Below are 24,456 nucleotides of genomic sequence, written 5' to 3' on the forward strand. Positions count from 1 at the left end.
TTTTAGGATTTTAAGTTTTTTTGATAGTATTTACTGTGCTGGTCGTCTGGATCTAAAGACACTTTTTTAGGCTGGGTATTTGCATAAGCGATTGTATAGATAAAGGGTAAAACCAGTAAGGAAGTAAAGGTTGAAAATACCAACCCGCCAATGACGGCCTGTCCCAGTGGTGCGACCTGTGATCCGCCATCGCCCAATCCCAATGCCATTGGGATCATCCCGGCAATCATCGCCAGGGCGGTCATTAAAATAGGTCGAAAACGGGAGGCTACCGCCAGCCGAGAAGATTCGGCCGCATTCTCCAGTTTCTCTTTTCTAAAGAGTTCGGCCTGGTTAATAATGAGTACCGCATTGGATACCGAAACCCCTACGGCCATTATCATACCCATATACGATTGCAGGTTGAGCGTACTCCCCAGAAGCGACAGGCTTAAAAGACTTCCCGCCACCACAGCAGGTATAATCCCTAAAATCACCAAAGAAGTTTTAAAAGATTGATAGTAGGCTGTCAGCATTAAGAAAATTACCACAATGGCTACCAGCAATCCGGATTGCAAACCCGATAAGGTCTCGCTAAGCACATTTACCTCTCCTGCCATCCGGACACTATAGCCTCTTGGTGGCGCGTCCAGTTCGCTAAGAATTTTACGAACCTTCCTAGAAGCACTTCCCAAATCGGTGTGATTCGTATTTGCGGTAACTGTCACAAAGCGATTAGGACCTTTTCGGTTTACCTGTCCCGGCTCGGTTGCCAAACTTAGATCGGCTACATCATCAAGGGTAGGACTCATTGCCCCCGGCTTTAGGGGAAGATTTTGAAGATCGTTCAATGAATTTACTTGGTTTTCAGGTAATTGAACCTGTACCTGAAAGACCAATCCTGAATTAGGATCTACCCATACATTTTTACTTACAAAACGGGAAGAAGATGTAGCTGTGGTAAGGGCTGTACTCACCTCCCGCATCGTTAATCCCAATTGTGCCACACGTTCTCTATCTACATTAATTGAAATACTAGGATAATCTACCGGTTCATTTAAATGGATATCCGACAGATAATCTTCGTCTTTTAGCGCATTCGTGATCTGGTTGGCGTATAAGGTCACCTGATCCAGATTTTTACCAAGAACTTCTATGGCAATTGGTGTGCTGTAACCTTGCCCCATAATTTTTTCTACAAGTTCCATTGGTTCGAAGGTAAATTGAAGTTCAGGAAAGTCATTTTTAAGACTGGTACGCAAATCGTCTTTCAGCTCATCCACCGGTTCATCAAAGGATTCCGGTAGCGAAAACTGTAAAATCGCCTCTTGTGAACCGCTGGTAAACAAAAAAATAGGGTTAATTGGTGTATTTGGCGAATGCATCCCTACGAATCCTGAAGTAATCTCCAGCTTTTCAGGTGCAATTTGTTTTCGAATGTGGTCTTCTACCGCCAATACGTAATCTTCCGTTTGATCTAAAGCAGAACCCACCGGGGCTTTTATTCGCAATTGTAAATCCTTAGAACCGCTAGGTGGCAGGATGTCAGTTCCAATAGAAACAAATAAAATCCCTGATAAGGCAATAACAACTAACAAATATCCAAAGAAAATAGGCTTTTTAAAGCGTTCTTTCTGCTGAATAAATTGCAGGTACCGTCCTTTAAATTTATCAAAACGGGAATCTTTCGTAGCAGCATGCTTTACGGGGTGCTTTTTCATCATCCAATTGGCCAGGACTGGAATAAAGGTTTGTGAGGCCAAAAAAGAAGCGATCATCGCTGATCCCACCGCAATGGATAATGGTATGAACATATCTCTAGGGATACCTACCATCATAAAAGAAGGAATTAAAACAGCAAGAATACATAACAAAATCAGGAATTTTGGTATTGAAATTTCCATTAAGGCATCTAAAATCGCCCGTTGTTTGGTCTTTTCCATTTCAAAATGCTGATGAATATTCTCAATGGTGACCGTAGCCTCATCCACGAGAATACCTATGGCTAATGCCAGACCACTTAGGGTCATAATATTAATGGTCTGACCCAACAGGTACAACATAATTATAGCCGTAAGTACTGCAATTGGAATAGTGAGCACCACAATTAGAGCCCCTCGTTTATCCCCAAGAAACAGGAGTACCATTAGGCCGGTAAGGACTGCTCCCAAAATTCCTTCGTGCAATAAGTTGGAAAGGGCATTTTCAATATAAGTAGACTGGTCGAACACAAATTTGATCGATACGTCCTCTGGCAAGGCATCCGATAACATCGGCATGGCATCTTTTAAGTTATTTATAGCGGCTAAGGTTGAGGCATCTGCTTTTTTAATAATGGGCAGATAAACGGTACGTTTTCCATTAGCCAGTGCATAAGCCGTGGTTTTATCAGCTCCGTCGGTAACAGTGGCCACGTCTCGAACAAATACCGTAGGTCCCGAACCGGTTTTGATGGGGGTATTCATAAATTCTTCTGCACCCAGTTCCAACGTATTCACCGGTGCCATATAATTGATGTTTCCTATCTGAACATTCCCAGCAGGGGAAGGGAAATTATTTTTAGCCACCGCTTCCAGGATTTTATCAGCAGTAAGTCCATACGCCTGCATTTCTTCAGGTTTTACATTAATCACCATCGTACGAACGTTGCCTCCAAATGGTGCCGGAGCGCTAATCCCCGGAATATTTACAAAGGAAGGTCGAATACGGGTTATGGCCAGGTTTTGCAGTTCTCCGGTAGACCGCTGGTCACTTTCAAAAACCAATTGGCCAACGGGTTGTGCGCCCGCATCAAATCGTACTACTTGAGGCGGTACCGCACCGGGGGGTAAAAAGGCCATTGCGCGGGATACTTGCGTGGCCACCTCCGCCTGGGCTTGTGCCATATCGGTCCCAGGATAAAAACTTAGCTTCATTAAAGTCAACCCCTGCACACTTTTGAATTCCATATCCCTAACGCCGCCTACAAACACGAGTACTTTCTGAAATTCATTGGACATAAACCCGTCCATATAGGCAGGAGAGAGCCCTCCGTAAGGCATCGCGATATAAATTGCCGGAGCCTCTACTTGTGGAAAAATATCTACTTTAATTTTTTGAATGGCCATTACCGAAAAGTATAGCAACGCAAGGACTGTCACGATGATGGCTATTGGTTTTCGTAAAGCGAATCTTATTATATTCATTCGTTTTTTATTTTTTTAGTTGAATACTGTGGTAAGCACTGAAAAATCGGCTTGTGTGTAAGCATAATTGTTCCAATATTGCCAATAATCGTAGTAAGCTTCAATACGGGATTTCTCAGTAAACTGAAGGCTTTGCTGAATTTGAAGTAAGGTGGTAAGATCTATAAGACCACTTTCATAACGTACCTTAAACAAGCGATAGGATTCAGCCGCTGATTGATATGCAGCTTCCGCTTCAATAATTTCTTCTTTTGATTTTTGAATATGAAATTGTAATGAATTTTGTTGTTCATTTAAGGAGCGTTTCACGACTTCCATTTCCTGGGCAACGCGTTGCTGTTCTTCTTGGACTTGTTGTGTTTTTAATCCTTTGGAATACCACTGACTTAAATCCCATGTTAGTCCCACCCCCATGAGATAATTATTGATGGGTAACTGATAACTGTCCTGAAACGCCTGACTATCGTCACCAAATCCAACTCCTCTTACCAGTCCACCGGCAAGGAGTGAGATATCTGGGAATACCTGATGATTTATAATTTCCTCACGCACCTCAAGCCTTTCCTGCTGATGCTCTTTTTCTGTGAGTAGGGGGTGGAGAGGAATAGAATTGTGAACTTCAGCCTGTGTGATCAAGAAGAACGGCTTTGGTACATTTTCATTAATTAATTCAGTGCCGGTATATTCAAAAAGCTGATTCTTAAAACGATTGGTTTGTGCTTCCCATTTTTTTATTTGACCTCTGGCTTGTTGTAGACTGGTAGACGCAATTAAGGAATCAGCAGCAGAAGCCAGCCCAGATCGCACCAGGCTGGAAGATAACTGCAGCAAATTTTTATTGCGTTCGGCTTCCCGATTGGCCCAGCCATGCATAGCATTACTGTACATCCAGCCCAAATACACCTGAGTGACCTCATGTTTAAGTTTTAAGGCTTCAATATCAAAACTTGTTCGGGCTTGCTGCTGGTTTACCTGAGCAAGTTGAACCTGATCCCTGTATTTTCCAAACCGAAGGAAATCCCATTTAATAGTGGCCGATGCCATTGAGTTTACAGCTGTATTCCCATTAATTCCCGTACCACTTACGTTAAAAAAACCAGGTAGGGGAATAAATGCACCAGCAGCGCCTTCAAAAGTCCCAAATGTATTTTGCGCCTGCAGATTTAGGTCAGGTAGGATTTTTTGTTTGGCAAGTCTATAATCGTAATCGGCAGATTTAATGCTTGAGGCTTCTGCTTGTAATCCGGGATAGGCAGCAGCCTCTTGATAAAGTTGTGACAATGGAATATTTTCTGAAGTTTGTGCGCAAGTAACTGAATACGATAGCACAAAACATCCCATTATCAGCATTCCATATTTCATAATGCTGTGTTTTTTAAAAAGATAAATAGTAATCAAAAGGAGTTCATACCGAAAAGCCCGGTATCAACGAAATAAAGAAATAGATGGAATGTTTACGCGTAGTATTGCAAACGCTGAAATTGAATGTAGAACGGCGAATTGTAGCCGTAGGGTAAGGGTTTTAAAGCATATTTCCTATTTCGGGTTTTTGCAAAAAGCAAGAAACTTACCAAAAAAGAAGCATATAAAGAAAGTAAAAGTGCTTGGGGATCCTGAACAAATTTTACAAGAAATACAAAATTTGAAGAGATTGCCTCAACAGCATGCTGAACCCCTTTCTTACAGATAGAGAAACTGCTGTTCACAGATTCCGTAAGTGTTTTTTCTGAATGCTGATAATAATTCTCCACATGACCTTCGGTTACCCAATTGAGTACGCTCTTTTTAAGCGCACACGAATTGGTAACGATCATCCAAAAGGAAAAAAATATGAGGACAGACTTATGCATCAGAAATTTAAAGTGTAAAAATAAAAATATATTTTGGAATTAATTGGAAACTTTTGATTCAGTTTAATAACGAGTTATTCTGTTTTAATGAGGTAATTTGTTTCTTACTAATCCATAAACAAATGTTCCTAAAAGCGCTGCGGCAATGACAACGAGAATGGAATAAAACCCTGCACCGGCCAGTACATACATCGGTCCGGGGCAAGCACCTGCAAGGGCCCATCCCAAGCCGAAAATTATACCGCCGATCAAATAGCGGGCTATGCTCTTTTCCTTCGGTTTCAATTGCATTTCCTGATTTCCGAAAGCCTTGATGCCCTTGCGTTTTATGACCTGAACCCCGATTATTCCCAAAACTAAGGCCGAACCAATAATACCGTACATATGAAAGGAGCCAAACTCGAACATTTCATAAATACGAAACCAGGATGCCGCTTCAGATTTATACATTATAATACCGAAAAAAATGCCTACTGCTAAGTATGTTATATATTTCATATTTATCCAAATATTAAAGGGTAAATCAAATGAACCATTATTAAACCACCAATAAAAAATCCAATTACGGCAATGAGCGATGGCAATTGTAAATTGCTCAATCCAGAGATCGCGTGTCCAGAAGTACAACCTCCGGCATAACGAGCCCCGAAGCCTACCATAAATCCACCAAAAATTAAAATCGCAAGCACAAACGGATCATCGAGATTTTCTTTCGCAAATAATTCTGGCGGCAAATAAGCTTTTCCTCCACTATCAATTCCATAGTCTTGAGAAAGCTGTTGAGCGACCTTGGGATTAATTGCTACCGTATTGTTAGACATATAATTTGAGGCCAAAAAACCACCGATTACCGCGCCTACTACGACCATCAAGTTCCAGCGCTCTTTTTTCCAGTCAAACTTAAAAAAGTCGGCAGCTTTTCCGGCACCTCCCATAGAACACATTGTCCGCAAGTTTGAGGACATTCCGAATTGCTTCCCCAAGAACAATAAAATGAACATTGTCAGGGCAATTAAAGGCCCTGCAACGTACCAAGGCCAAGGTTCATAAATCCAATTCATAAAGTTTATTTTGTGGCAAATATGAGCATTTTGAGAGAACTGGACGGTAACAAAGGTTACACGACTCAATAACTTGTTTCATCTAATTTCACTTTCCCGTGAAATGTTTTATATAAAAACAGGAAATACCCAGCTAACAGCGGTGTACTGATAAGCACAATGGTCAACATTATACCTAAGGATTTTTGGGATGATGCTGCATTGTAAATCGTTACACTGTATTCTGGGTCTATTGTTGCTCGTAATAAAACTGGATATAACTGAACAGCAACAAGCATTAACAAAAACGCCATTGTTAATGATGAGAATATCAGAGCAATTGAATATTTCTTTTTTGACACTAAGCGAGGCACATTTGCAACCGCTAAAAAAGCCAAAACAGGAATTATAAAGAGTACAGGATATTCTTTAAATCTATCTGTAACCCCTGGTAAAAATACAAGTGTATATAAAGAGGTGGCTGCGAAACTAACGATAAAAAATATCATTCCTTTTTTTAATAAAAAAGTCAATCTTGCGTATAAACGCCCTTCGGTTTTTAACAGTAAAAAGATCGCACCTTGTGTCATAAACAACGATACCATCGTTAAGCTAACCATTAGTGCATAAGGATTTAAAAATGAAAAGAACACCCCCCCTTGTGGCTGTGGTTTTCAGCTAATTCAAACCCTTGTGAAATGTTAGCTAAAATGACACCTAGCAAGAATGATATTAATGTGTTGGAGACAAAGTAAATAATATCCCAAGTTTTACGCCACCACTTCATTTCTTCTGCACTTCTAAATTTAATAGCAGAAGAACGCAATACTAAAAAAACATTAACAAGAGCATAAAAGGGACATACATTGCCGATAACATTGTGGCATACATCACTGGAAAGCCTGCAAATAATGCACTAATACCAATAATAAGCCACACTTGATTAGCATCCCACAATGGGCCAATTGCATTAATAGCAATACGCCTGCTTAAATCCTTTCTGAAGAATAAATGCCACATTCCAGCGCCATAATCAAATCCTTCTAAAATCGCATATCCAGAGAACAATAAACCCACCACTAAAAACCAAAGCGTCGGATAATCTATACCTAAAAAACTTTCCATTGTGCCTCGTTTAAATGTAATTTAAAAATTCATCTGGGTTTTTAGCTTCATCATACGGACCATGTTTTATTTTTTTATTTACCGAATAAAGGAAGAGTATGAATAATATGGCATAAACCACTAAAAATAATATTAATGAAAAGAGAACTTGATTCGATGATACCTCTTGTGAAAAGCCTTCGTCTGTTCTTAAATGCCAATAAACTGTCCAAGGTTGTCTGCCCATTTCTGCTGTAAACCAACCCACCTGATTGGCAATTTGTGGTAAAAGCACAGAGAATGCAAAAATCTTAAACAGCCATCTTTTCTTAAATAAAGTTCCGCGCCACCATAAAAAGCTGGCATATAGTGTGAGTCCTATAAGTAACATGCCAATAGAAATCATAATATGATAAAATTGAAATACAGCGTTGACTTGTCCAGGTCTTTCATCCTTCGGAAAAGCATTTAAGCCTGTAACCTCTGCTTCAAAATCTTGGTCAATCATAAAGGATAGACCACCGGGTAATTTGAGGCCTGTGACTTCCTGGGTTTCATCATTTACCCAACCAAGCAAATATAAATCTGCAGGCGCTGACTCTTTGTAGTGCCCTTCCATTGCGGCCAATTTAGCAGGTTGGTTTTCGGCAACTACTTCCGCAGAACTATGCCCTGAAAGCAATTGTGTTAAAGAAATAAGGGTAGCTAAACCCAAGGCAATTTTGAAGGCTTTTTTAGAAATTTCAATATATCGCCCCTCGAGCAGATAATAGGCGTGAACGCTTAATACTAAAAACGCACCTGCCAAAAATGCGCCCTGCCACACGTGAATTATCCTATCTACACTAGAAGGATTGAAAACCATTGCCCAAAAATCAGTCACTTCGGCTCTTGCATTAAAACCTTCACCTACAATGTGATAACCTGCAGGCGTTTGTTGCCAACTGTTAGCCACAACAATCCATACGGCCGAGAACATTGACCCTAGAAAAACGCCTATTGTTCAGATGAAATGCACCTTAGGTGAAACTCTGTTCCAACCAAACAGTAAGATGCCAAGAAAGGCACTCTCTAATCCAAATGCGAACAAACCCTCTGAGGCTAATGCGCTACCAAAAATGTCGCCTACATACCTAGAATACACAGCCCAATGGGTGCCAAATTCAAATTCCATAATTATACCAGTGGCAACACCTATACCAAAGGTAATGGCGAAGATTTTTAACCAAAAGCGGGTTAAAATTTCATATTGTTTATTACCTGTCTTCAAATACATACCTTCCATAAAAACCATAATTAATCCCAAACCAATACTTAAAGGCGGGTAGATGTAATGGAAGGCAATGGTAAAGGCAAACTGGATCCGTGCAAGAATTTCTACATCCATAAAGGTGTTAATATTTTGTTTCAAAGGTAGAAAAATGCCTTTCTAACCTATGTAACATATGTAACCCTAATATGGATAAAATCAATTTATTTTTTAAAAATAGACTTAAGTAACAAAGGTTACACATAACATACATTCTCTGTATTATATTTGTCCCTATCTTGAAAACTAAAACCTACATAGCGGTACTATTAACCTTTATCTTTATGGCGAAGTTTACTGCTATAGATGCAGATGGACTGAATCTTTTATTTAGCGGAAGTGATATTTCTTTCGTAAATCCGCACTGTAAAAAAGAAAAACCTCCAAAACATTTAAAGAAAACCGCTGATTTTTCGCAAGCTGATCTATCAGCCTCTCAAGTGATTGCTTTAAATGGTTTTTGTACCTCGCAGTTTCAGTTAGAGTTTTTCTATTGGGAAACGATTTTTCCCAATCCTATTGCCGTTTTCAACGAACATTTCTCTTCAAGATTAAGTTATCTTTACTTAGATAATGCCTCACCTCCTCCACGTTTGTCCTAACAAGGATTTTATAAATTTTCATTGGGTTTTTCTTATGGCTCTTATTCCTAATTTAATAGGGATACCCCATCCTTCTCTTCCGTTAAAGATTGAACTACTTTTTGGCTGTAGTGGTCAAATTTTGAAAGGCGTCCTATAAATAACGGTCGAGTATAAATTGAAATGAGCTCTGTAATTCTAACTTTTTAGGAATTATAGTGTAGCAATAGAATCACGTTCTATTCTTCTATTTATATAGCTATAGCAATAAAATAGAAATCCGTAACACTACTGTTTCACGTTAAATCAACTTTTAACGGTTGAATCTGGCATGCGCTTCAAATAAACAATTTTAGGCTTCTTTCTTTTTAAAGCTGAACGCTGCAGATCAATCTATAAATATACAATATGAAAAAATACGCATTTATAGCCCTCTTTGCCCTGCTTACTTTGTTCAGCACAAATGACATACAGGCACAGCGAATAGCCAAAGACAAAAACAATTATGTGGTGCTTACCAAAAAAATGCCACAGTTGCAACCCATAATCTTAACCGCAGAAGCCCTGAAATTAGAAGAAGGAGCAAATTTTGGTGATTTTCAGGTCATTATTTGCGGCAAGGAAATAGTTGATATTACTGATACCGAAAAAATAGGAGACTTCATTACAAAAGCCGAAAGAGCAGGTGTGCAACTAATAGCCTGTGGCTTTTCGCGCGATAAATTCAAAGTAGATAAAACCAAAGTTCCAAAAGAAATTGAGGTTGTTGAGAACGGAATTCTGTACAATTTTCAACTTCAGAAAAAAGGGTATAAAAGTATAAGCTTATAACTATGATATTATTCATAAAATATCTCGCAACAACTTTTGTATTAGTTGGAATTATATTCGGAATGGTTTCTTGTAAAACGGAAAAATCGGACACATTGAAAAAAAATGATTCTGTTAAAGACACCTTGCGTATTACGATATTACAGACCGCCGATATACACGGTCAACTGGACACTCATCCCGAATTATTTTGGGAAGATAAAAAGGTAGTATTTAAAAACCGTGGTGGTCTCGCTAATATTAAAACTCTTTTTGACAGGGAACGACAGAAAAACCCAAATAGAACTATTATCGTGGATGGTGGTGACCTTATTCAAGGGAGCGGTTACACTGCTTTATCTGAAGGAAACGTGATGCCTGATATAATAAAAAATATGGGCTATGATGTCATCATTCCCGGAAACTGGGAAGTGGTTTATGGTAAAGATATTATGATGAATGTTATGAAAGGATATGACACACAGGTCATTGTTCATAACATGTATCATGATAATAATGAAGAACGTTTATTCCCAGCGTCTTGGGTTAAGGAAATCGAAGGTATCCGTTTAGGTTTTATTGGTATTAACGACCCGGATGTTCCCGTTAGACAAAACCCCATTTTTAGTAAAGGAATTGACTTTAGTGGACTAGACGAAAATCTCAAGAAAATGGTGGACGATTTTAAGGTCGGTGAAAAGATAGATGTTCTGTTTTTGGTAACGCATCTAGGAATTTTTAAGCAGGTTGAGCTTGCCAATAACTCCATAGCAGAGCACGCAGATTATATATTGGGTAACGATACCCATGAACGTGTGCGCGAACCCATACAAGGCAAATATGCAAAGGTTACTGAACCCGGTGCATTCGGTTCTTTTGTAGGTAAGTTAAGCCTGAATTTTGTGGATGGCGTGTTAGTGGATGACGATTATGAACTCATTGAGGTTGACCCGGAAGTCTTTTCAGCCGATGAAAAAATACAGGCGCTGGTTAATAAGGCAAAAGCACCTTACAAAGCGTATTTGGAAACCATAGTCGGTTATACCAGCACACCTATATATAGATATTTAACGGTAGAAAACCCGATGGACAATATGATAACCGATGCCGCTCGCTGGAAAACGGGTGCAGACATTTCAATATCCAATGGATTTCGGTTTGGTAACCCCATTGTGCCCCAAGATGGAAAACCGGCACCGATTACCAGGGCTAATCTGTGGAACTTACTTCCCGTAAATGAAAAGGTAAAAACAGGAAAAGCAACCGGAAAACAGATAAAGGACTGGCTGGAAAAGGAAATGCACAATGCCTTTTCCCAAGACCCAACCGAACGTTTTGGGGGTTGGTTAGTGCGATTTTCAGGAATGAAGGTCAACTTCAACAGCCAAAATGAAATGGGCAAACGTATCCATAGCATAACTGTAAACCGCGAGCCGATGCAAGATGAGCAATATTATACCATCTCTGCCTGTGTGCGTCCTGGAGACCCAATAGATAATCTATGTAGGATGCCCAATGTAAAGGATGTTGAAGTGAAAGATTATACCATTCACGAAGTTGTGGAAGAGTATCTTCAAAAAAATTCACCAGTATCACCCATTTTAGAAGGTAGGGCCTATAGTGAATACCTGGGCAAATATTCGTTTTCAACCGTACCAAAAACTAATTATAAATTTCAATAAAAATCAAAATCATGAACAATAAGAAAAAAAACAATAGTACCAAAAAAGGGTGGATTAAATATGGAATTTTTACCATAGTAGCCATCACGCTTTATGCAACAGGACTGCACACAGAAGTTATTGGTTTTGCACAACGCGGGCTCCTTGCTACCGGTTTAATGAATCCCGATGTGACTCAAATTACGCGGTCAAGAACCAGCGAAGGCAATGATGCTGTTACCTCAGACTCAAACCCTTCTAAAGTAGATTTCAACCTGAAATTAACTGACCAAGATGGTAACGCGCGTTCTTTAAAAGAATTTAAGGGCAAGGTTATATTTCTCAACTATTGGGCAACATGGTGTCCTCCTTGTGTTGCAGAAATGCCCAGTATTAATAAACTGCATGAAGAAATGGGAGATGAGATTGCTTTCGTAATGCTATCGTTTGACCAGGATTTTGAAAAGGCCAAAGCTTTTACTACGCGTAAGGAGTATGATTTACCCATCTATGCTCCTGCCGGTAATCTTCCGAGTATGTTACAATCGTCGGCCTTACCTACAACCTATGTAATCGATGCTGAAGGCAATTTGGCCATGACACATATGGGGATGGCCGATTATAGTGATCCGGAGTTCAAAAAATTCCTAAAAAGTTTAAAATAATATTTAGATAGGGATGGATGTTTATCAATCTCCATCCCTTTAAATCATTAAAATCCAAAGTTTAATATGCGCTATCTAAAATCAATGTTGATTTTCATCATTGCGTTGATAAGCCAAAGTGGCCACTCGCAGATGATGGAGGCTCCTGAATGGAATGCAGAAGTTCAAGAAAAAAATATTGCTTCTGGCGATACCATTACGGTACTTTTCACTGCCAAAATTCCGCAGGATTGGTATATGTATTCCAGTGACTTCGATCCCAATGTGGGACCTATTGTTACAGAATTCGAATTTGCTAAAAACAATCAGTTCGAAACCTTGGGAACATTGGAGCCTATTGGTCAAAAGAAAAAGTATGATGAGCTTTTTGAAGGCGAGTACACCTATTTTACCGAACAGGCAAAATTCAAACAACAGTTTATTGTCAAGAATGAAAACCCAGCTATCAACGCCAGCGTTTCTTATCAGCTATGCTCCCATGTAACTGGCCAATGCATCCCTTATACCAGTGATATTGCAGTATTTGAAATTGGATCAAAGATAGGGGCTAAGGTGGACAAATCATCAAAAGTTGTAGCAGCACCTAAGAATTTGGAAGCATTTGACAATAAATTTAAATCCACAGAGACTGAAGGGCAAGGTTTTTCTTTTCTATTGACGTTTTTCTTTTTATCGTTTGGCGCAGGTCTGGTTGCATTGCTCACACCTTGCGTATTCCCAATGATCCCAATGACCGTTAGTTTTTTTACAAAATCGAATACCAGTCGTAAAAAAGGAATTGCACAGGCTATTTTATACGGCATTTCCATTATAGCGATTTATACTATAGTTGGAACATTATTTTCGGTATTGTTTGGTGCAGATTTCGCTAACTTTTTAAGTACGCACTGGATCCCAAACCTATTTTTCTTTGCCATATTTATAATATTTGCGCTTTCCTTTTTCGGTTTGTTTGAAATACGCTTACCCAATAAGTTTGTAAATAAAATGGATTCACAGTCGAATAAAAGTGGAGCCCTGGGTATCTTTTTTATGGCTTTTACTCTGGTCTTGGTAAGCTTTAGCTGTACGGGACCTATAGCGGGAACCATTCTTTTACAGGCCGCAAATGGCGAAACCATTCAGCCCATGGTGGGAATGTTAGGGTTTTCTTTGGCCTTTGCATTGCCGTTCACCTTATTTGCTATTTTTCCAAATTGGCTAAAATCAATGCCTAAAAGTGGGGGGTGGCTGAATACCGTTAAGGTGGTGCTAGGTTTTATTGAGTTGGCACTTGCCTTAAAATTCTTAAGCATAGTGGATCAGGTCTATCATTGGGATATCCTGAACCGTGATGTATATCTAGCCTTCTGGATCGTTATATTCGCTTTTCTTGGATTTTATCTTTTGGGCAAAATAACCTTCCCACATGAAGAAAAAAAGGAAAATACATCTGTAGGACGTGTAATCTCAGCCTTACTGGTTTTTAGTTTTGTAATCTATCTTATTCCCGGTTTGGTAGGTGCGCCCCTAAAGGCATTGGCTGGTTATATGCCACCGCTAAGTTCGCAAAGTTTCGTGATGAATTCGCCACAGGTTTCAAGTGTTTCAAATAACACTGTGGGAACTTCAGAATGCGGTGCGCCAAAATACAGAGATCTGCTGGAACTGCCCTATGGGATTCAAGGCTATTTTGACTATGATCAGGCCTTAGCCTGCGCAAGAAAACAGGACAAACCTTTATTTATAGACTTTACAGGTCACGGTTGTGTAAACTGTCGGGAAATGGAAGCGGCCGTTTGGTCTGATCCCAAAGTACTCAAACGACTTAAGGAAGATTATGTAGTCGTTGCACTTTATGTTGATGAAAAGACCGAGCTACCGGAAAACGAATGGTACGTTTCTGCGCAAGACCAACGCATAAAGAAAACCATTGGTGGTCAAAACTTAGATTTTATGATACAGAAACTTAATGCAAACGCACAACCCTATTACACCTTAGTAGATACAAATGGCTCACTGTTAAGTGCTCCCAAAGCTTATGACTTGAATGTGAACAATTTTGTTGAGTTCTTGGATAATGGCCTAAGCGAATTTGAAAACAGAAAGGCAAGTGAACTCGCTGAAAATAATAAATCAACTAGTTCAGAACCTAATTCTTTGGTAAATTAATAATATTAATTTCAATCGCTTTGGATTTAAAGAAATCCAAAAAAATCCTCTAAAACATTAGTGTCCGGTTAATTTTTTTTAAAAATGGGAATCTGGATTTTCCCGCTTTATAAATTGGTTTTACCATAAAAAAAAAGTACTACGAATACGCACTTTAACGGACATCCCAGTTATTAAACTTGCTTCTAGAGCACATTGTTACCCGGACAGCCTGCAAGGGAACTACCACAAATTTAAGGGAAAATATATACCACAATGAATTTGTCGATAAATTAAACCGTAGGTATGCTGGAGGACGCCTCTTAATTACCAATATCCTAAAACCATTAACAACTAACAAAGTAGGTGTTAATCTATTATTACATCTATTGACCTTTTAATTTTTTCTTAACCTCATTGTCTATTATAATTCTTATTTTCAAATATTAACTTTTATTTTATACATCCTATGGCTCTAAGGTTTGAACCGATATTAACAGAAGGAATTACCCAAGTATCATATTTTATATGTGATGAAAGTGCAGGATGCGCAGCAGTAATTGATCCTCGTCCCGATGCCGATATTTACTTACAAAAAGCACGGCAATATGGTGTAACTATTACCCATGTTTTTGAAACACATATCCATGCAGATTTTATGAGCGGGGCGCGTGAACTGGCAACCCGTTGCAAAGGAAGCGCCAAGCTATATGTAAGTATTGAGGGTGATGCTACCTATAATTTTGAGTATGAACCTGTTCGGGAGGGGGATGAGTTTAAATTCGGTCAAGTCAAAATAAGAGCGAAGCATACGCCTGGTCACACACCCGAACATCTATCCTATTTATTATCCGAAACGCACGAAAAGGAACCATGGGGCATAATGACCGGGGATTCACTGTTTGTAGATTCTATAGGACGACCAGATTTATTGGGCGATGAGAAGACGGACGAATTGACCCGGGCGCTTTATAACACCATGCGCGAGGTTTTCTGCAAGCTTGCGGATCACGTGATTATTTACCCCTGCCATGCAGCAGGCTCGGCTTGTGGTCCTGATATAGGTGATCGAATGAGTAGTACGATAGGGTATGAGAAGAAACATAATCCGTTCATGCAGATCGAAGGTTTCGACGAGTTTAAAAAAGCCATTCAAGATAATGCGCCTCCCGTACCCACCCATTATCCAAAGATGAAAAAACTTAATGCCAAGGGACCAGAAACCTTTGGTCATACACCTCCAGTGAGGGCTTTAAGCGTAAAAGAGTTTGAGAAGGAAATGAAGAACACAGATACGATCATTATAGATACCCGGGATATGTTAGCTTTTGGAGGCGGACATATAGAAGGGGCTCTTAACATAGGACAACGACCCATTCTGTCGGTTTGGGCCGGTTGGTTGATTGATACGAACGCACCTATTTTACTAATCCTGCCCCAAGATAAGGATCTAGAGCGAGTCGTAACTCTCCTGTGGCGTACCGGACATACCAATTTTAAGGGCTATCTGGCAGGAAATATGCGCAGTTGGCAAGAATCGGGTAAACAAATTAAAAAATTGACTCAACTCAGTGTACATGAACTTAGTCAAAACAAAGGGCAATATCAGCCATTGGATGTACGCAAGTATAAGGAATGGCAAAATGGTAATATCCCTGATGCCACCCATGTATTTCTTGGCGAACTATCTGATAAGATAAGCACGTTAGATAAAGAACAAAACCTTGCCGTGTATTGCGCAAGCGGCTACAGAGCCAGCATTGCGGCCAGTCTTTTACAAAAAAATGGCTTTCAGAATGTTAACAGCATTCCCGGTAGCTTTAAGGCATGGAAGGCGGCGGATTTACCAATTAAAAATAAAACAGAAAATCAAAAAAAGAAAGAAACTATGAAAAAGGAAATTAAGAAAGTGAATGATGAAATTTCGGTAGCTGCTTTTGATCCGGATGAGAACAGCTTTAAAACCTTTGCCGATAAGGGATTCAAGTCGGTCATTAATTTGCAGACCGATGAAGAGGGGCAAAATGTTCCTCCAGAGAAAGAAGAAGAGCTGGCGAAGGATAATAACCTGGAATATAGGCATATCGGGGTATCTAAGGATAACTTATCAGAGGCTATGGTCGATGATTTCCGACATGAACTTGAAAACCTGCCCAAGCCGATTGTGGTTCATTGCAAATCCGGAAAGCGTTCTGGTGCCTTTGTGATGATACATATCGGATGTCAAAAAAATATGTCTGGGGAAGAGGTAATCAAACAAGCGGAAGATATGGGATTTGAATGTGATGTGCCTGAACTGGAGCAGTTCCTCAAAAAATATGTGAACGAACATTGACAACGTGCTACCTAATGCAAATCTTTCGTTTGGGTTTATAAATTTAAATAGACCTAATTGACAAATACTTGAGAAGTATAATAAAGGTATATGCAAAGAATCTGTTCTGCATTATAAGATCGTTCACTGATTTCTCATCTGTACGTTTGAGCGAGGTACTGAAAAGTGATAATTGCTAAAGTGAATCCAGAATATATGGTAACATTGATATCCCCGAAAGGGGCTCATTTTCCATTTGAATAGAAAACTAAAATTTAAAATTCTATCTAAATAAAACTTTCAATGAGAAGGAAATTGATCTAAAGAATCATTGATTCCCAGCTATTTGTAGTGTAAAACAATAGTAATATCTCTTGATAAAATACTGCCTGAACGCTGTTTATTACAGATGGAGTGGTTCTTAGGAACCAAATTTAAAAAGTATAAATTTTTGGATGAAAATTTATAACTAAATCATTAGCGTCCGGTTAACTTTTTCAAATTATTATCTTGATACAGTAGTGTCCGGTTAAATTTATTTAAAAGCGGGATTTCCGAGATGGATCTCCCACTTTATAGTACTTTGGTTTTACCCCAAAATCAAAAACTATGAATAAAAGCACACACTTTAGCGAACATCCCATAATTCAGCAATTGCTAAACTTGATCCCTGCCGGGATTATTGTCCGGACATCAGTACCCCTCGCCTGCCGGTCAAGCACCTGAAGATTGACGATTCGAGCACCATCATTGATACCTCGCAAAACTTAATCGTAAAACCTTATTTTAGTCGGACACTATTGATAAATTAATACGATTAATTTCAATCACTTGGAATATAAAGAAATCAAAAAAAAATTCATTAAAAAAACAAAATTATGAAACTGAACCTATTATTCATAAACGATGTACACGGATATTTGGCACCGCATCCTGAATTATTTTACAATGAATCCGGAGAAATAATAGAAACTGTTGGTGGTTATGCACACATTGGTGGTATAGTAGATGCCATTAGAAAAGAAAACCCAAACACATTTCTTTTTGATGGTGGCGATACGTTACACGGGACAAAACCTGTCGTAGATTCTAAAGGCGAGGCCATAATCCCCATTTTAAATGCACTAAAACCTGATGCCTTGGTAGGGCATTGGGATTTTGGATATGGCCCAGAACAGTTAAAGAAAATCAATGAACAATTAAATTTTCCAATACTGGGCTGCAATGTATTTACAGAAGATGGTGACAACTTTTTACAACCAACAGCGCTATTTGAAACAAAAGGCATCAATATAGGAGTCATAGGCATCTGCGCAATGATTGTAGATAAAGTAATGCCCAAAAAGATGAGCGGCGAGTTAAAATTCACATCAGGAATTGAGGAACTTCCCAAACACATAATTGATTTAAAGGATCAGGGCGCAGATATTATTGTGATGCTTTCCCATAACGGTTTTCCTCAAGACGTTGAAGTTTTAAAAAATGTTGAAGGTATTGATATTTGCTTAAGCGCACATACCCATAATAGGATTTATAGTCCCATAAAAGTTAACGATGCGCTAATCGTTCAGTGTGGTTGCCACGGCGCATTTGTTGGTAATTTTATTTTGGAAGTCGAAAATGAAAAAATTAAAAACTATGATTACGAGCTTTTAAAAGTGGGTGATGCAACTCCAAAAAGTTCTGAAATCGATACATTGGTTCAGCACGTTTTAAAACCTTATCAAGATATTAGAAGTGATGATTTAGGAACCACTGAAGAAATTTTGCATCGTTATGACACCATAAATTCCACGATGGACAATTTTCTTTTAAAGGCCATTGCCCACGCAACCAATACAGACATTGCTTTTTCAAATGGATGGCGCTATGGTGCTCCAATTCCGGTTGGGAAAATTACGGAAAATGACCTTTTTAATATAACTCCAATGAATCCGCCAGTTTCAACCGTAGAACTCACAGGTATGGATATCAAGGAAATGTTGGAAGAAAATTTAGAGCGTACTTTTTGCAGCAATCCGCTTAAACAGATGGGTGGCTACGTAAAGCGGGTTTTAGGATTGCAGATAAACATGAGAATAGAAAACCCTAAAGGCCATCGCATCCAAGAAATCTATTATAAGGGTTCCCATCTTGAAATGGATAAAACGTATACCGTAAGTTTTGTAACGACTCAGGGTGTTGCAAAGAAATATGGCAAGAACAGAAAAAAACATCCCCAAAAGGCCGTGGAGGCGATGAAAATATATTTGAAGGAAAACCCGAAATTCAGTCCGGACATATTAAAAAGTTGTCGTCTGGTTTAGTTGCAATGAAGTAATTATTCAAGATAAAAATGTTATGAAAAACCTTTTATATGCCCTGTTAAGCGGGTTTTTACTCGCTATTTCTTGGCCGACCTATGGTTTTGCGTTTTTAATTCTTATTGCCTTTGTGCCGCTTTTATTCACCGAAATTAACATTAGAAATTCTACAACTTCATTTATGAAAGTTAAGGTTTTTGGTTTTGCCTACCTAACTTTTTTCATTTGGAACCTTTTTACCACCTATTGGCTCTATTTTTCTACACCCTTTGGAGGGGCTTTTGCCATTCTAGTCAATTCCCTGCTTATGGCATTGGTTTTTTTGTTTTATCATATTGTGGCCAAGCGAAGTGGTTTTTTGGTATCTGTCATTTTTTTAACCAGTATCTGGATGGTTTTTGAAAAAATTCATTTATCCTGGGACTTTTCCTGGCCCTGGTTAAACCTGGGGAATGTTTTTTCTGAAGATACAGCGTGGGTACAATGGTATGAATATACCGGAATTTTTGGCGGTACGCTATGGGTCTGGATAACAAACCTCATCCTGTTCAAAACGCTATTAGACTATCGGAAATTTAAGGTGAAAAGTATTTTATACTGGGCTGCCATAAAACTGTTTTCAGTCATTGGGCTTCCAATGTTGATTTCCTATTTGATTTATGAAAACTATCAAATCCCCAAAGAGGAAACCGAAGTGCTTATTCTTCAGCCCAATATCGATCCATACACAGCAAAATATAATACTACAGATGAACGTATTGGCGAAATACTCCTGCGGCTAAGCCGGGAAAAATTAACCAAAAACACTCGTGCCCTAATTGCTCCAGAAACGGTTTTTGCCGATGGCACACCACTTTCTCAAATAAAGAGTTCCGAAGCAGAAATAGTAAGCAGTCAATTACATAATGAATATAAAAATTTAAGTTTTATAGGCGGTATTTCCCTATTTGAACGTTTTAGCGATCCTGAAAAAGTTGGCAAACAAACCAATAAAATTGGTAAGTCAGATTGGTTCAACGATTATAATTCTGCTTTTTTAATAAAACCAGACGGAGAAAGTGAACTTTATCATAAATCGAAACTGGTGGTTGGGGTAGAAAATTTTCCTTATCCAACCATTTTAAAACCCCTATTAGGCGATATGATGATAGACCTTGGTGGCACGGTGGCTATGAAAACCACACAACCCAACCGGGAAACTTTTCGCCTAAGTGACGGTACATATACAGGTTCCATAATTTGCTATGAATCCGTGTATGGCGAATTTGTTACGGGATATGTGAAAAATGGTGCTGAATTTCTAACTATTATTACCAACGATGCCTGGTGGGGCGATACCCAGGGGCATAAGCAACATCTAAGCTATGCAAAACTACAAGCCATCGAAACGCGTCGTGCTGTAGCGCGAAGTGCAAATACAGGGATTTCGGCTCTTATAAATCCAAGGGGGGATATTAAAGAAGAGTTAGGTTATAAGGTGCAAGGCAGTATTTTAGGAACGGTAGCGTTAAACCGCGAAAAAACCTTTTATGTAGAACACGGGGACTATCTTGCCCGGATTGCTCAATTTTTGGCCGCAATCATCTTTCTATTCGCTATTATGAGACATAAAAGAAACGCCAAACGATATCACTCTTGGTAAACTGATAGTGTCAGAGATTGAATAATCCTTTCTTAATTGAGTTTTAAATTTTAATTATCGGTCTATTGTGCTACAATAACTCCTACTGTATCACAATGAATGGAAATATTTATTTATAATACTTTTCATTTTAAATTAAGTATTTATAACAATAAGTTATTTTTGACGGTAATGAGTTAAATATTAACTAAGATCAATTAATTGTTATAGAGAGGTATAAAAGATTTGTAAATTTAATTTAGAAAAAATGACATATAATTATTAATAAATAAAATGTAAAATGTAAAATGTAAAAATCTATTTTTAGTCTAATCTGGTTGTTGATTTTTGTTTCTTGTGGAGAAAATCGCAAATCAGATACAGAAGTTCCTGGAAGAGAGGAGACAACCAAAACAGATGTATTGGAAGCTGGGGCGGCGGCTCTTCAAAAAAAAGGACCATTTGATCATATGAATATTTATCTTGTTGGCTTTCATCCAATGAAAGATAATCCTTCCCATCAAATGGAGGCACATCATTTTTGTACGCAAATTAATGAAGATTTTGCGCAATGTGCATTATTTGATGGTAATACCGATGAAGCCAAACTTACAGGCATAGAATATATAATATCTGAAAGAATATTCGATACATTACCCGAAAAAGAAAAAAAATACTGGCACCCTCACAACTATGAAATTCTTTTCGGGCAATTGGTTGCTCCTGGGTTACCGGATGTGGCCGATAAGGAGCTGATGGAAAGTAAAATGAATAGTTATGGCAAGACCTGGCATGTATGGAGTACGGGCAATGCAGACGGAGATGGTGATAAAATTCCTATGGGAGATCCTAAATTAGCATGGTCATTTAATCGAGATGGCGAGGCAAAGCCAGGATTAGTTGAAAACCGGGACAAGGAAATGGAAATTGATAGCAAGGAAAAGCGTAAAGAGCGAAAAGATCTTATTCCACAAGCCAAACCACAAGAGGGAGTTGATGCTTTAAAGGGTAAATTTCCGCGTGAAACAAAGTCAATACCTGGAGTAGAAAGTAAAAATGACTCCAATAACTAATTAAGGTTAGAAGGAGTTTACATGAACAAGCACCGATCTTCTTCAAATAGGAAACAACCAGAAGGTGACCGGGTACGCAGAAATACTGCTAGTAAAAAGAATAGTAAAATTGACTAGCAAATACTGGACAACATCCGCAGATATTTAAATAGTTCATCAGAAGAAATATCAGCCAGAATAAAAGTATTAGATAAAGAGTGGGATTTAGAAAAGATGCTAGAAACAAATATCTCAATATTGGCCTTAACGGGATTAGCCCTAGGTGTTTTTCTAAATCCCTACTGGTTAATTTTGCCCGCAGTTATTCTACTTTTTTTCTTACTTCAGGAGGCGAGGATGGTGTTTTCCTATACCTATTTTAGGCTTTGCCTATTCTAGGGTGTATGACGTAAAGAAAGATGAATTCGCTGTCCCTCACTTAAGACTGTTTCAGCAAGTGGAAAATAAAACATAAAGCGGGAAAACTGGATTTGGAGCATTGGTTAAGAATAGAATAACGCTGGATCAGAGATACTGTACAAAGAGAATTATTAAAGAGTTACGAATTTACCATTCAGAACAAGATACCGTCTATAGGTTGGTTATTCTATTCTTAAATCCGAGAAAAAAAGGCCAGCTAGCTGTGCAGGTAAAGTAAGAAATATTTGTCATTTTTGACGAAGCAACTAAAGCTTTCGATCAGAACCGTCTATTTGTAGGACTTTCCTATCATCCCGTATAACCTTTGGCTTTAGAATTGGACTATATGTGGAGTTGCGCGCAGCAAAGTACTAAACCTGAAGAACACAGTGATGTAGTGCGTTTTACCTTACGGCATTATTTGGATTTATGATATCTTGTTAGATAAATTGGCTTTAAGAGTGACTATTCAATAATTTGCATTTTTTTGCCTGTATATTTGTATACAATATACACATTTAGTTTTTTTCTGAATAAATAATGCTTACTTCACCCATATTCTTTGGCCATCCAATTTTCTTCATTTCCTTAAGCTTTTGTGTGATAAAGTTATTCATATTTTTTTTTGTCTCTTTAATAGTAGTACCTTCCGAAAACTGCGTGTATTTATGAATACCTTTCAACATTCCTGAATGCGTTGCTACCTTGTATATTTTATGAATGTCTATATTTTTACCATCAATTTTTACATTGCATATTCTTTCATTCATAGGTTTGCCCAAATCGAGAGTGTAAGAAATTCCCGAACTCTGAAGTAATCCACCCACCGATTCCATTTTGTCTTCGGGTTTTAGATTTGATGCGGTTTGTCCCAATAATCTTATCAGTTTCTCTCCGGTCATTTCTAAGGTCACAATTTTAGAATTATGTGGAATCAACTTAAAAACATCTTCTTTGGTTACTTCTTCTTGAAGTGTAATTCCATAACCTACGCCAGGGACAAATGCTATATCCGTACCAAATTCTTCTTTCAGGATGGTAGTTACCAATTTATCAAACGGACTTTCCATTTTGTACATTCGCCCTATAGGTGTTTCGACAACGGCAACAGGTTCTTCCAGTTCGGCTAAGTGATCGCTTCTGAAATCGTCAATGATTTTTACAATCTCAGCAGTGGTCATTAATGGGTGGTTTCTTAAAACGTACCGAAAATTTAGATGAGGCCGCTAATCGTATACTTTTTCATCTAACGGGAATACATGATATTTATATGGAACAGCTCTACAATTTTAGTAAAGTAGATCGTGACCCAGCAGAACGTACACTCTCTGTAGCTTATTTTGCACTTATAAATATATCAGAGCACAATCAAGAATTGATAGAACAATTTTCCGCTAAATGGTTTTCCATCTCAGAAGCTCCAAGTCTCATTTTCGATCATAATGCCATGGTTAGTAAAGCTATTGCCCGCTTACGACACCGTGCCCTAACCAAGCCTATTGGATTTGAATTATTACCTGTAAAATTCACGATGCGGCAGTTGCAGAAACTTTATGAATCCATTCTTAATGAGAAACAGGACAAACGCAATTTTATAAATAAAATAAATGCCCTCGATGTTTTAGTAAAACTCCGTGAAAAGGATATGAATTCATCACGCAAAGGATCTTATCTATATCAATTTGACAAAGAAAAATATGACTTAAAAGTTTTGGATGGTTTTACCTTTAAAATTTAAATAGGATACAAAAAATGAAATGCAAAATAAATCTTGTGTTATAATAATATGTTAATAAGAATATTTGTGTCTCAGACTCCACCAAATACCATTTAATCAATTGATTTACAGAATTTTTAATTTCATGAATATCATCTAATATTGATAATTGCATATTGTTGTTTACCAATTTGGTTACCATTTTTTAGTTCAAAATTGGCAACCAAAAAACACTTAATATCAATTGATTACATAATATTAAGATACGATTTGAATCTAATTTTTTACAACTTTAAGTGCTAACAAAAAATTATATTTTTTTTATGAAAACGAACACAAAAATGTCAAATATGTAGTACTCATAGACCCGCTATTAACACTTGTCATCCTCAGTATTTGGAATACTACACCTATAAGGATTAAAATTATATTTTTTCTACGTCTTTGGGTGATTTCTTCTTAGAGGTTATTGGGATGAACACTTAACCCTCCTAATGTAAAATTCCCCATTGATTTACAAAGCTTCTATTAAAGATATTTGGTTTTAAAATTGCTCCAATAGCTCTATTGAAAAATGGAATATTCTTAATAACCGATTGAATACTGCTCGATTTTTATAATTAATAAAATATCTACCTAAACTTTTCACCTTCACCTTGAGGAAATCTAAGATTTATTAAACATAGTACAGGGCAAAATCAATTCCTGATTAGAC

At 38.1% G+C, this 24,456-nt stretch carries 15 protein-coding genes and 3 pseudogenes; 10 read left to right on the forward strand and 8 right to left on the reverse strand.

What is annotated here, in order from left to right; all coding sequences use genetic code 11:
* Positions 1 to 2: 2 nt before the first annotated feature.
* From ACH3PA_RS00535 to ACH3PA_RS00565, 7 genes and pseudogenes are all read right to left on the reverse strand, one after another.
* Positions 3 to 3,164, reverse strand: a complete 3,162-nt coding sequence (locus ACH3PA_RS00535) for an efflux RND transporter permease subunit (protein WP_416441568.1) — start codon at positions 3,162 to 3,164, stop codon at positions 3 to 5.
* A gap of 15 nt (positions 3,165 to 3,179) precedes the next feature.
* Positions 3,180 to 4,526, reverse strand: a complete 1,347-nt coding sequence (locus ACH3PA_RS00540; RefSeq protein ID WP_416448350.1) for a TolC family protein — start codon at positions 4,524 to 4,526, stop codon at positions 3,180 to 3,182.
* A gap of 92 nt (positions 4,527 to 4,618) precedes the next feature.
* Complete coding sequence (locus ACH3PA_RS00545; RefSeq protein WP_416441564.1) at positions 4,619 to 5,014, reverse strand: hypothetical protein; 396 nt, start codon at positions 5,012 to 5,014, stop codon at positions 4,619 to 4,621.
* Positions 5,015 to 5,098: 84 nt separating this feature from the next.
* Positions 5,099 to 5,512, reverse strand: a complete 414-nt coding sequence (locus ACH3PA_RS00550) for a DUF6691 family protein (protein WP_416441562.1) — start codon at positions 5,510 to 5,512, stop codon at positions 5,099 to 5,101.
* Between the two features lie 2 nt (positions 5,513 to 5,514).
* A complete protein-coding gene (locus ACH3PA_RS00555) occupies positions 5,515 to 6,075 on the reverse strand; it encodes a YeeE/YedE family protein (protein ID WP_416448351.1) in 561 nt (186 codons plus the stop codon).
* Positions 6,076 to 6,140: 65 nt separating this feature from the next.
* Positions 6,141 to 7,179 (reverse strand): annotated as a pseudogene (gene cydB, locus ACH3PA_RS00560) (cytochrome d ubiquinol oxidase subunit II).
* 10 nt (positions 7,180 to 7,189) lie between these two features.
* Positions 7,190 to 8,545: pseudogene (locus ACH3PA_RS00565) on the reverse strand (cytochrome ubiquinol oxidase subunit I).
* Positions 8,546 to 8,751: 206 nt separating this feature from the next.
* On the opposite strand from ACH3PA_RS00565, the gene ACH3PA_RS00570 reads away from it, so the two are divergent.
* The 9 genes from ACH3PA_RS00570 (at position 8,752) to ACH3PA_RS00610 (ending at position 21,625) form a co-directional block, all read left to right on the forward strand.
* Positions 8,752 to 9,069 (forward strand): hypothetical protein, encoded by a 318-nt coding sequence (locus ACH3PA_RS00570; protein ID WP_416441558.1) that lies wholly within the window; start codon positions 8,752 to 8,754, stop codon positions 9,067 to 9,069.
* Positions 9,070 to 9,456: 387 nt separating this feature from the next.
* Positions 9,457 to 9,879 carry a sulfur reduction protein DsrE gene (locus tag ACH3PA_RS00575; RefSeq protein ID WP_416441556.1) on the forward strand — a complete coding sequence of 141 codons (423 nt, stop codon included), beginning with the start codon at positions 9,457 to 9,459 and terminating at the stop codon, positions 9,877 to 9,879.
* A 2-nt stretch (positions 9,880 to 9,881) separates the two neighbouring features.
* Positions 9,882 to 11,540 carry a bifunctional metallophosphatase/5'-nucleotidase gene (locus ACH3PA_RS00580; protein ID WP_416441554.1) on the forward strand — a complete coding sequence of 553 codons (1,659 nt, stop codon included), beginning with the start codon at positions 9,882 to 9,884 and terminating at the stop codon, positions 11,538 to 11,540.
* 11 nt (positions 11,541 to 11,551) lie between these two features.
* Complete coding sequence (locus tag ACH3PA_RS00585; RefSeq protein ID WP_416441552.1) at positions 11,552 to 12,184, forward strand: TlpA family protein disulfide reductase; 633 nt, start codon at positions 11,552 to 11,554, stop codon at positions 12,182 to 12,184.
* A gap of 66 nt (positions 12,185 to 12,250) precedes the next feature.
* A complete protein-coding gene (locus ACH3PA_RS00590; RefSeq protein ID WP_416441550.1) occupies positions 12,251 to 14,335 on the forward strand; it encodes a cytochrome c biogenesis protein CcdA in 2,085 nt (694 codons plus the stop codon).
* A 448-nt stretch (positions 14,336 to 14,783) separates the two neighbouring features.
* Positions 14,784 to 16,649, forward strand: coding sequence for a rhodanese-like domain-containing protein (locus ACH3PA_RS00595; protein ID WP_416448352.1), 1,866 nt, complete (start codon positions 14,784 to 14,786; stop codon positions 16,647 to 16,649).
* 857 nt (positions 16,650 to 17,506) lie between these two features.
* The gene (locus ACH3PA_RS00600) at positions 17,507 to 18,934 is read left to right on the forward strand and encodes a bifunctional metallophosphatase/5'-nucleotidase (protein WP_416441546.1); all 1,428 of its coding nucleotides are present in this window, start codon (positions 17,507 to 17,509) and stop codon (positions 18,932 to 18,934) included.
* 34 nt (positions 18,935 to 18,968) lie between these two features.
* The gene (gene lnt, locus ACH3PA_RS00605) at positions 18,969 to 20,573 is read left to right on the forward strand and encodes an apolipoprotein N-acyltransferase (protein ID WP_416448353.1); all 1,605 of its coding nucleotides are present in this window, start codon (positions 18,969 to 18,971) and stop codon (positions 20,571 to 20,573) included.
* A gap of 320 nt (positions 20,574 to 20,893) precedes the next feature.
* Positions 20,894 to 21,625 carry an OBAP family protein gene (locus tag ACH3PA_RS00610; RefSeq protein WP_416448354.1) on the forward strand — a complete coding sequence of 244 codons (732 nt, stop codon included), beginning with the start codon at positions 20,894 to 20,896 and terminating at the stop codon, positions 21,623 to 21,625.
* A gap of 917 nt (positions 21,626 to 22,542) precedes the next feature.
* Here ACH3PA_RS00610 and ACH3PA_RS00615 read toward each other — a convergent pair.
* Positions 22,543 to 23,205 (reverse strand): 5'-nucleotidase C-terminal domain-containing protein, encoded by a 663-nt coding sequence (locus ACH3PA_RS00615; RefSeq protein ID WP_416448355.1) that lies wholly within the window; start codon positions 23,203 to 23,205, stop codon positions 22,543 to 22,545.
* On the opposite strand from ACH3PA_RS00615, the pseudogene ACH3PA_RS00620 reads away from it, so the two are divergent.
* A pseudogene (locus ACH3PA_RS00620) lies at positions 23,196 to 23,762 on the forward strand (NUDIX hydrolase); the annotation flags it as partial. The gene ACH3PA_RS00615 and the pseudogene ACH3PA_RS00620 sit on opposite strands and share 10 nt — an antisense overlap.
* Positions 23,763 to 24,456: the final 694 nt, after the last annotated feature.

The organism is Leeuwenhoekiella sp. A2 (assembly GCF_047946655.1).
Taxonomy (GTDB): Bacteria; Bacteroidota; Bacteroidia; order Flavobacteriales; family Flavobacteriaceae; genus Leeuwenhoekiella.

What these genes read in the sequence shown, in the direction of transcription:
- ACH3PA_RS00535 (WP_416441568.1), bottom strand. Translation starts at nt 3,164, where the DNA reads ATGAATATAATAAGATTCGCTTTACGAAAACCAATAGCCATCATCGTG.
- ACH3PA_RS00540 (WP_416448350.1), bottom strand. Translation starts at nt 4,526, where the DNA reads ATGAAATATGGAATGCTGATAATGGGATGTTTTGTGCTATCGTATTCA.
- ACH3PA_RS00545 (WP_416441564.1), bottom strand. Translation starts at nt 5,014, where the DNA reads ATGCATAAGTCTGTCCTCATATTTTTTTCCTTTTGGATGATCGTTACC.
- ACH3PA_RS00550 (WP_416441562.1), bottom strand. Translation starts at nt 5,512, where the DNA reads ATGAAATATATAACATACTTAGCAGTAGGCATTTTTTTCGGTATTATA.
- ACH3PA_RS00555 (WP_416448351.1), bottom strand. Translation starts at nt 6,075, where the DNA reads ATGAATTGGATTTATGAACCTTGGCCTTGGTACGTTGCAGGGCCTTTA.
- ACH3PA_RS00570 (WP_416441558.1), top strand. Translation starts at nt 8,752, where the DNA reads ATGGCGAAGTTTACTGCTATAGATGCAGATGGACTGAATCTTTTATTT.
- ACH3PA_RS00575 (WP_416441556.1), top strand. Translation starts at nt 9,457, where the DNA reads ATGAAAAAATACGCATTTATAGCCCTCTTTGCCCTGCTTACTTTGTTC.
- ACH3PA_RS00580 (WP_416441554.1), top strand. Translation starts at nt 9,882, where the DNA reads ATGATATTATTCATAAAATATCTCGCAACAACTTTTGTATTAGTTGGA.
- ACH3PA_RS00585 (WP_416441552.1), top strand. Translation starts at nt 11,552, where the DNA reads ATGAACAATAAGAAAAAAAACAATAGTACCAAAAAAGGGTGGATTAAA.
- ACH3PA_RS00590 (WP_416441550.1), top strand. Translation starts at nt 12,251, where the DNA reads ATGCGCTATCTAAAATCAATGTTGATTTTCATCATTGCGTTGATAAGC.
- ACH3PA_RS00595 (WP_416448352.1), top strand. Translation starts at nt 14,784, where the DNA reads ATGGCTCTAAGGTTTGAACCGATATTAACAGAAGGAATTACCCAAGTA.
- ACH3PA_RS00600 (WP_416441546.1), top strand. Translation starts at nt 17,507, where the DNA reads ATGAAACTGAACCTATTATTCATAAACGATGTACACGGATATTTGGCA.
- lnt (WP_416448353.1), top strand. Translation starts at nt 18,969, where the DNA reads ATGAAAAACCTTTTATATGCCCTGTTAAGCGGGTTTTTACTCGCTATT.
- ACH3PA_RS00615 (WP_416448355.1), bottom strand. Translation starts at nt 23,205, where the DNA reads ATGACCACTGCTGAGATTGTAAAAATCATTGACGATTTCAGAAGCGAT.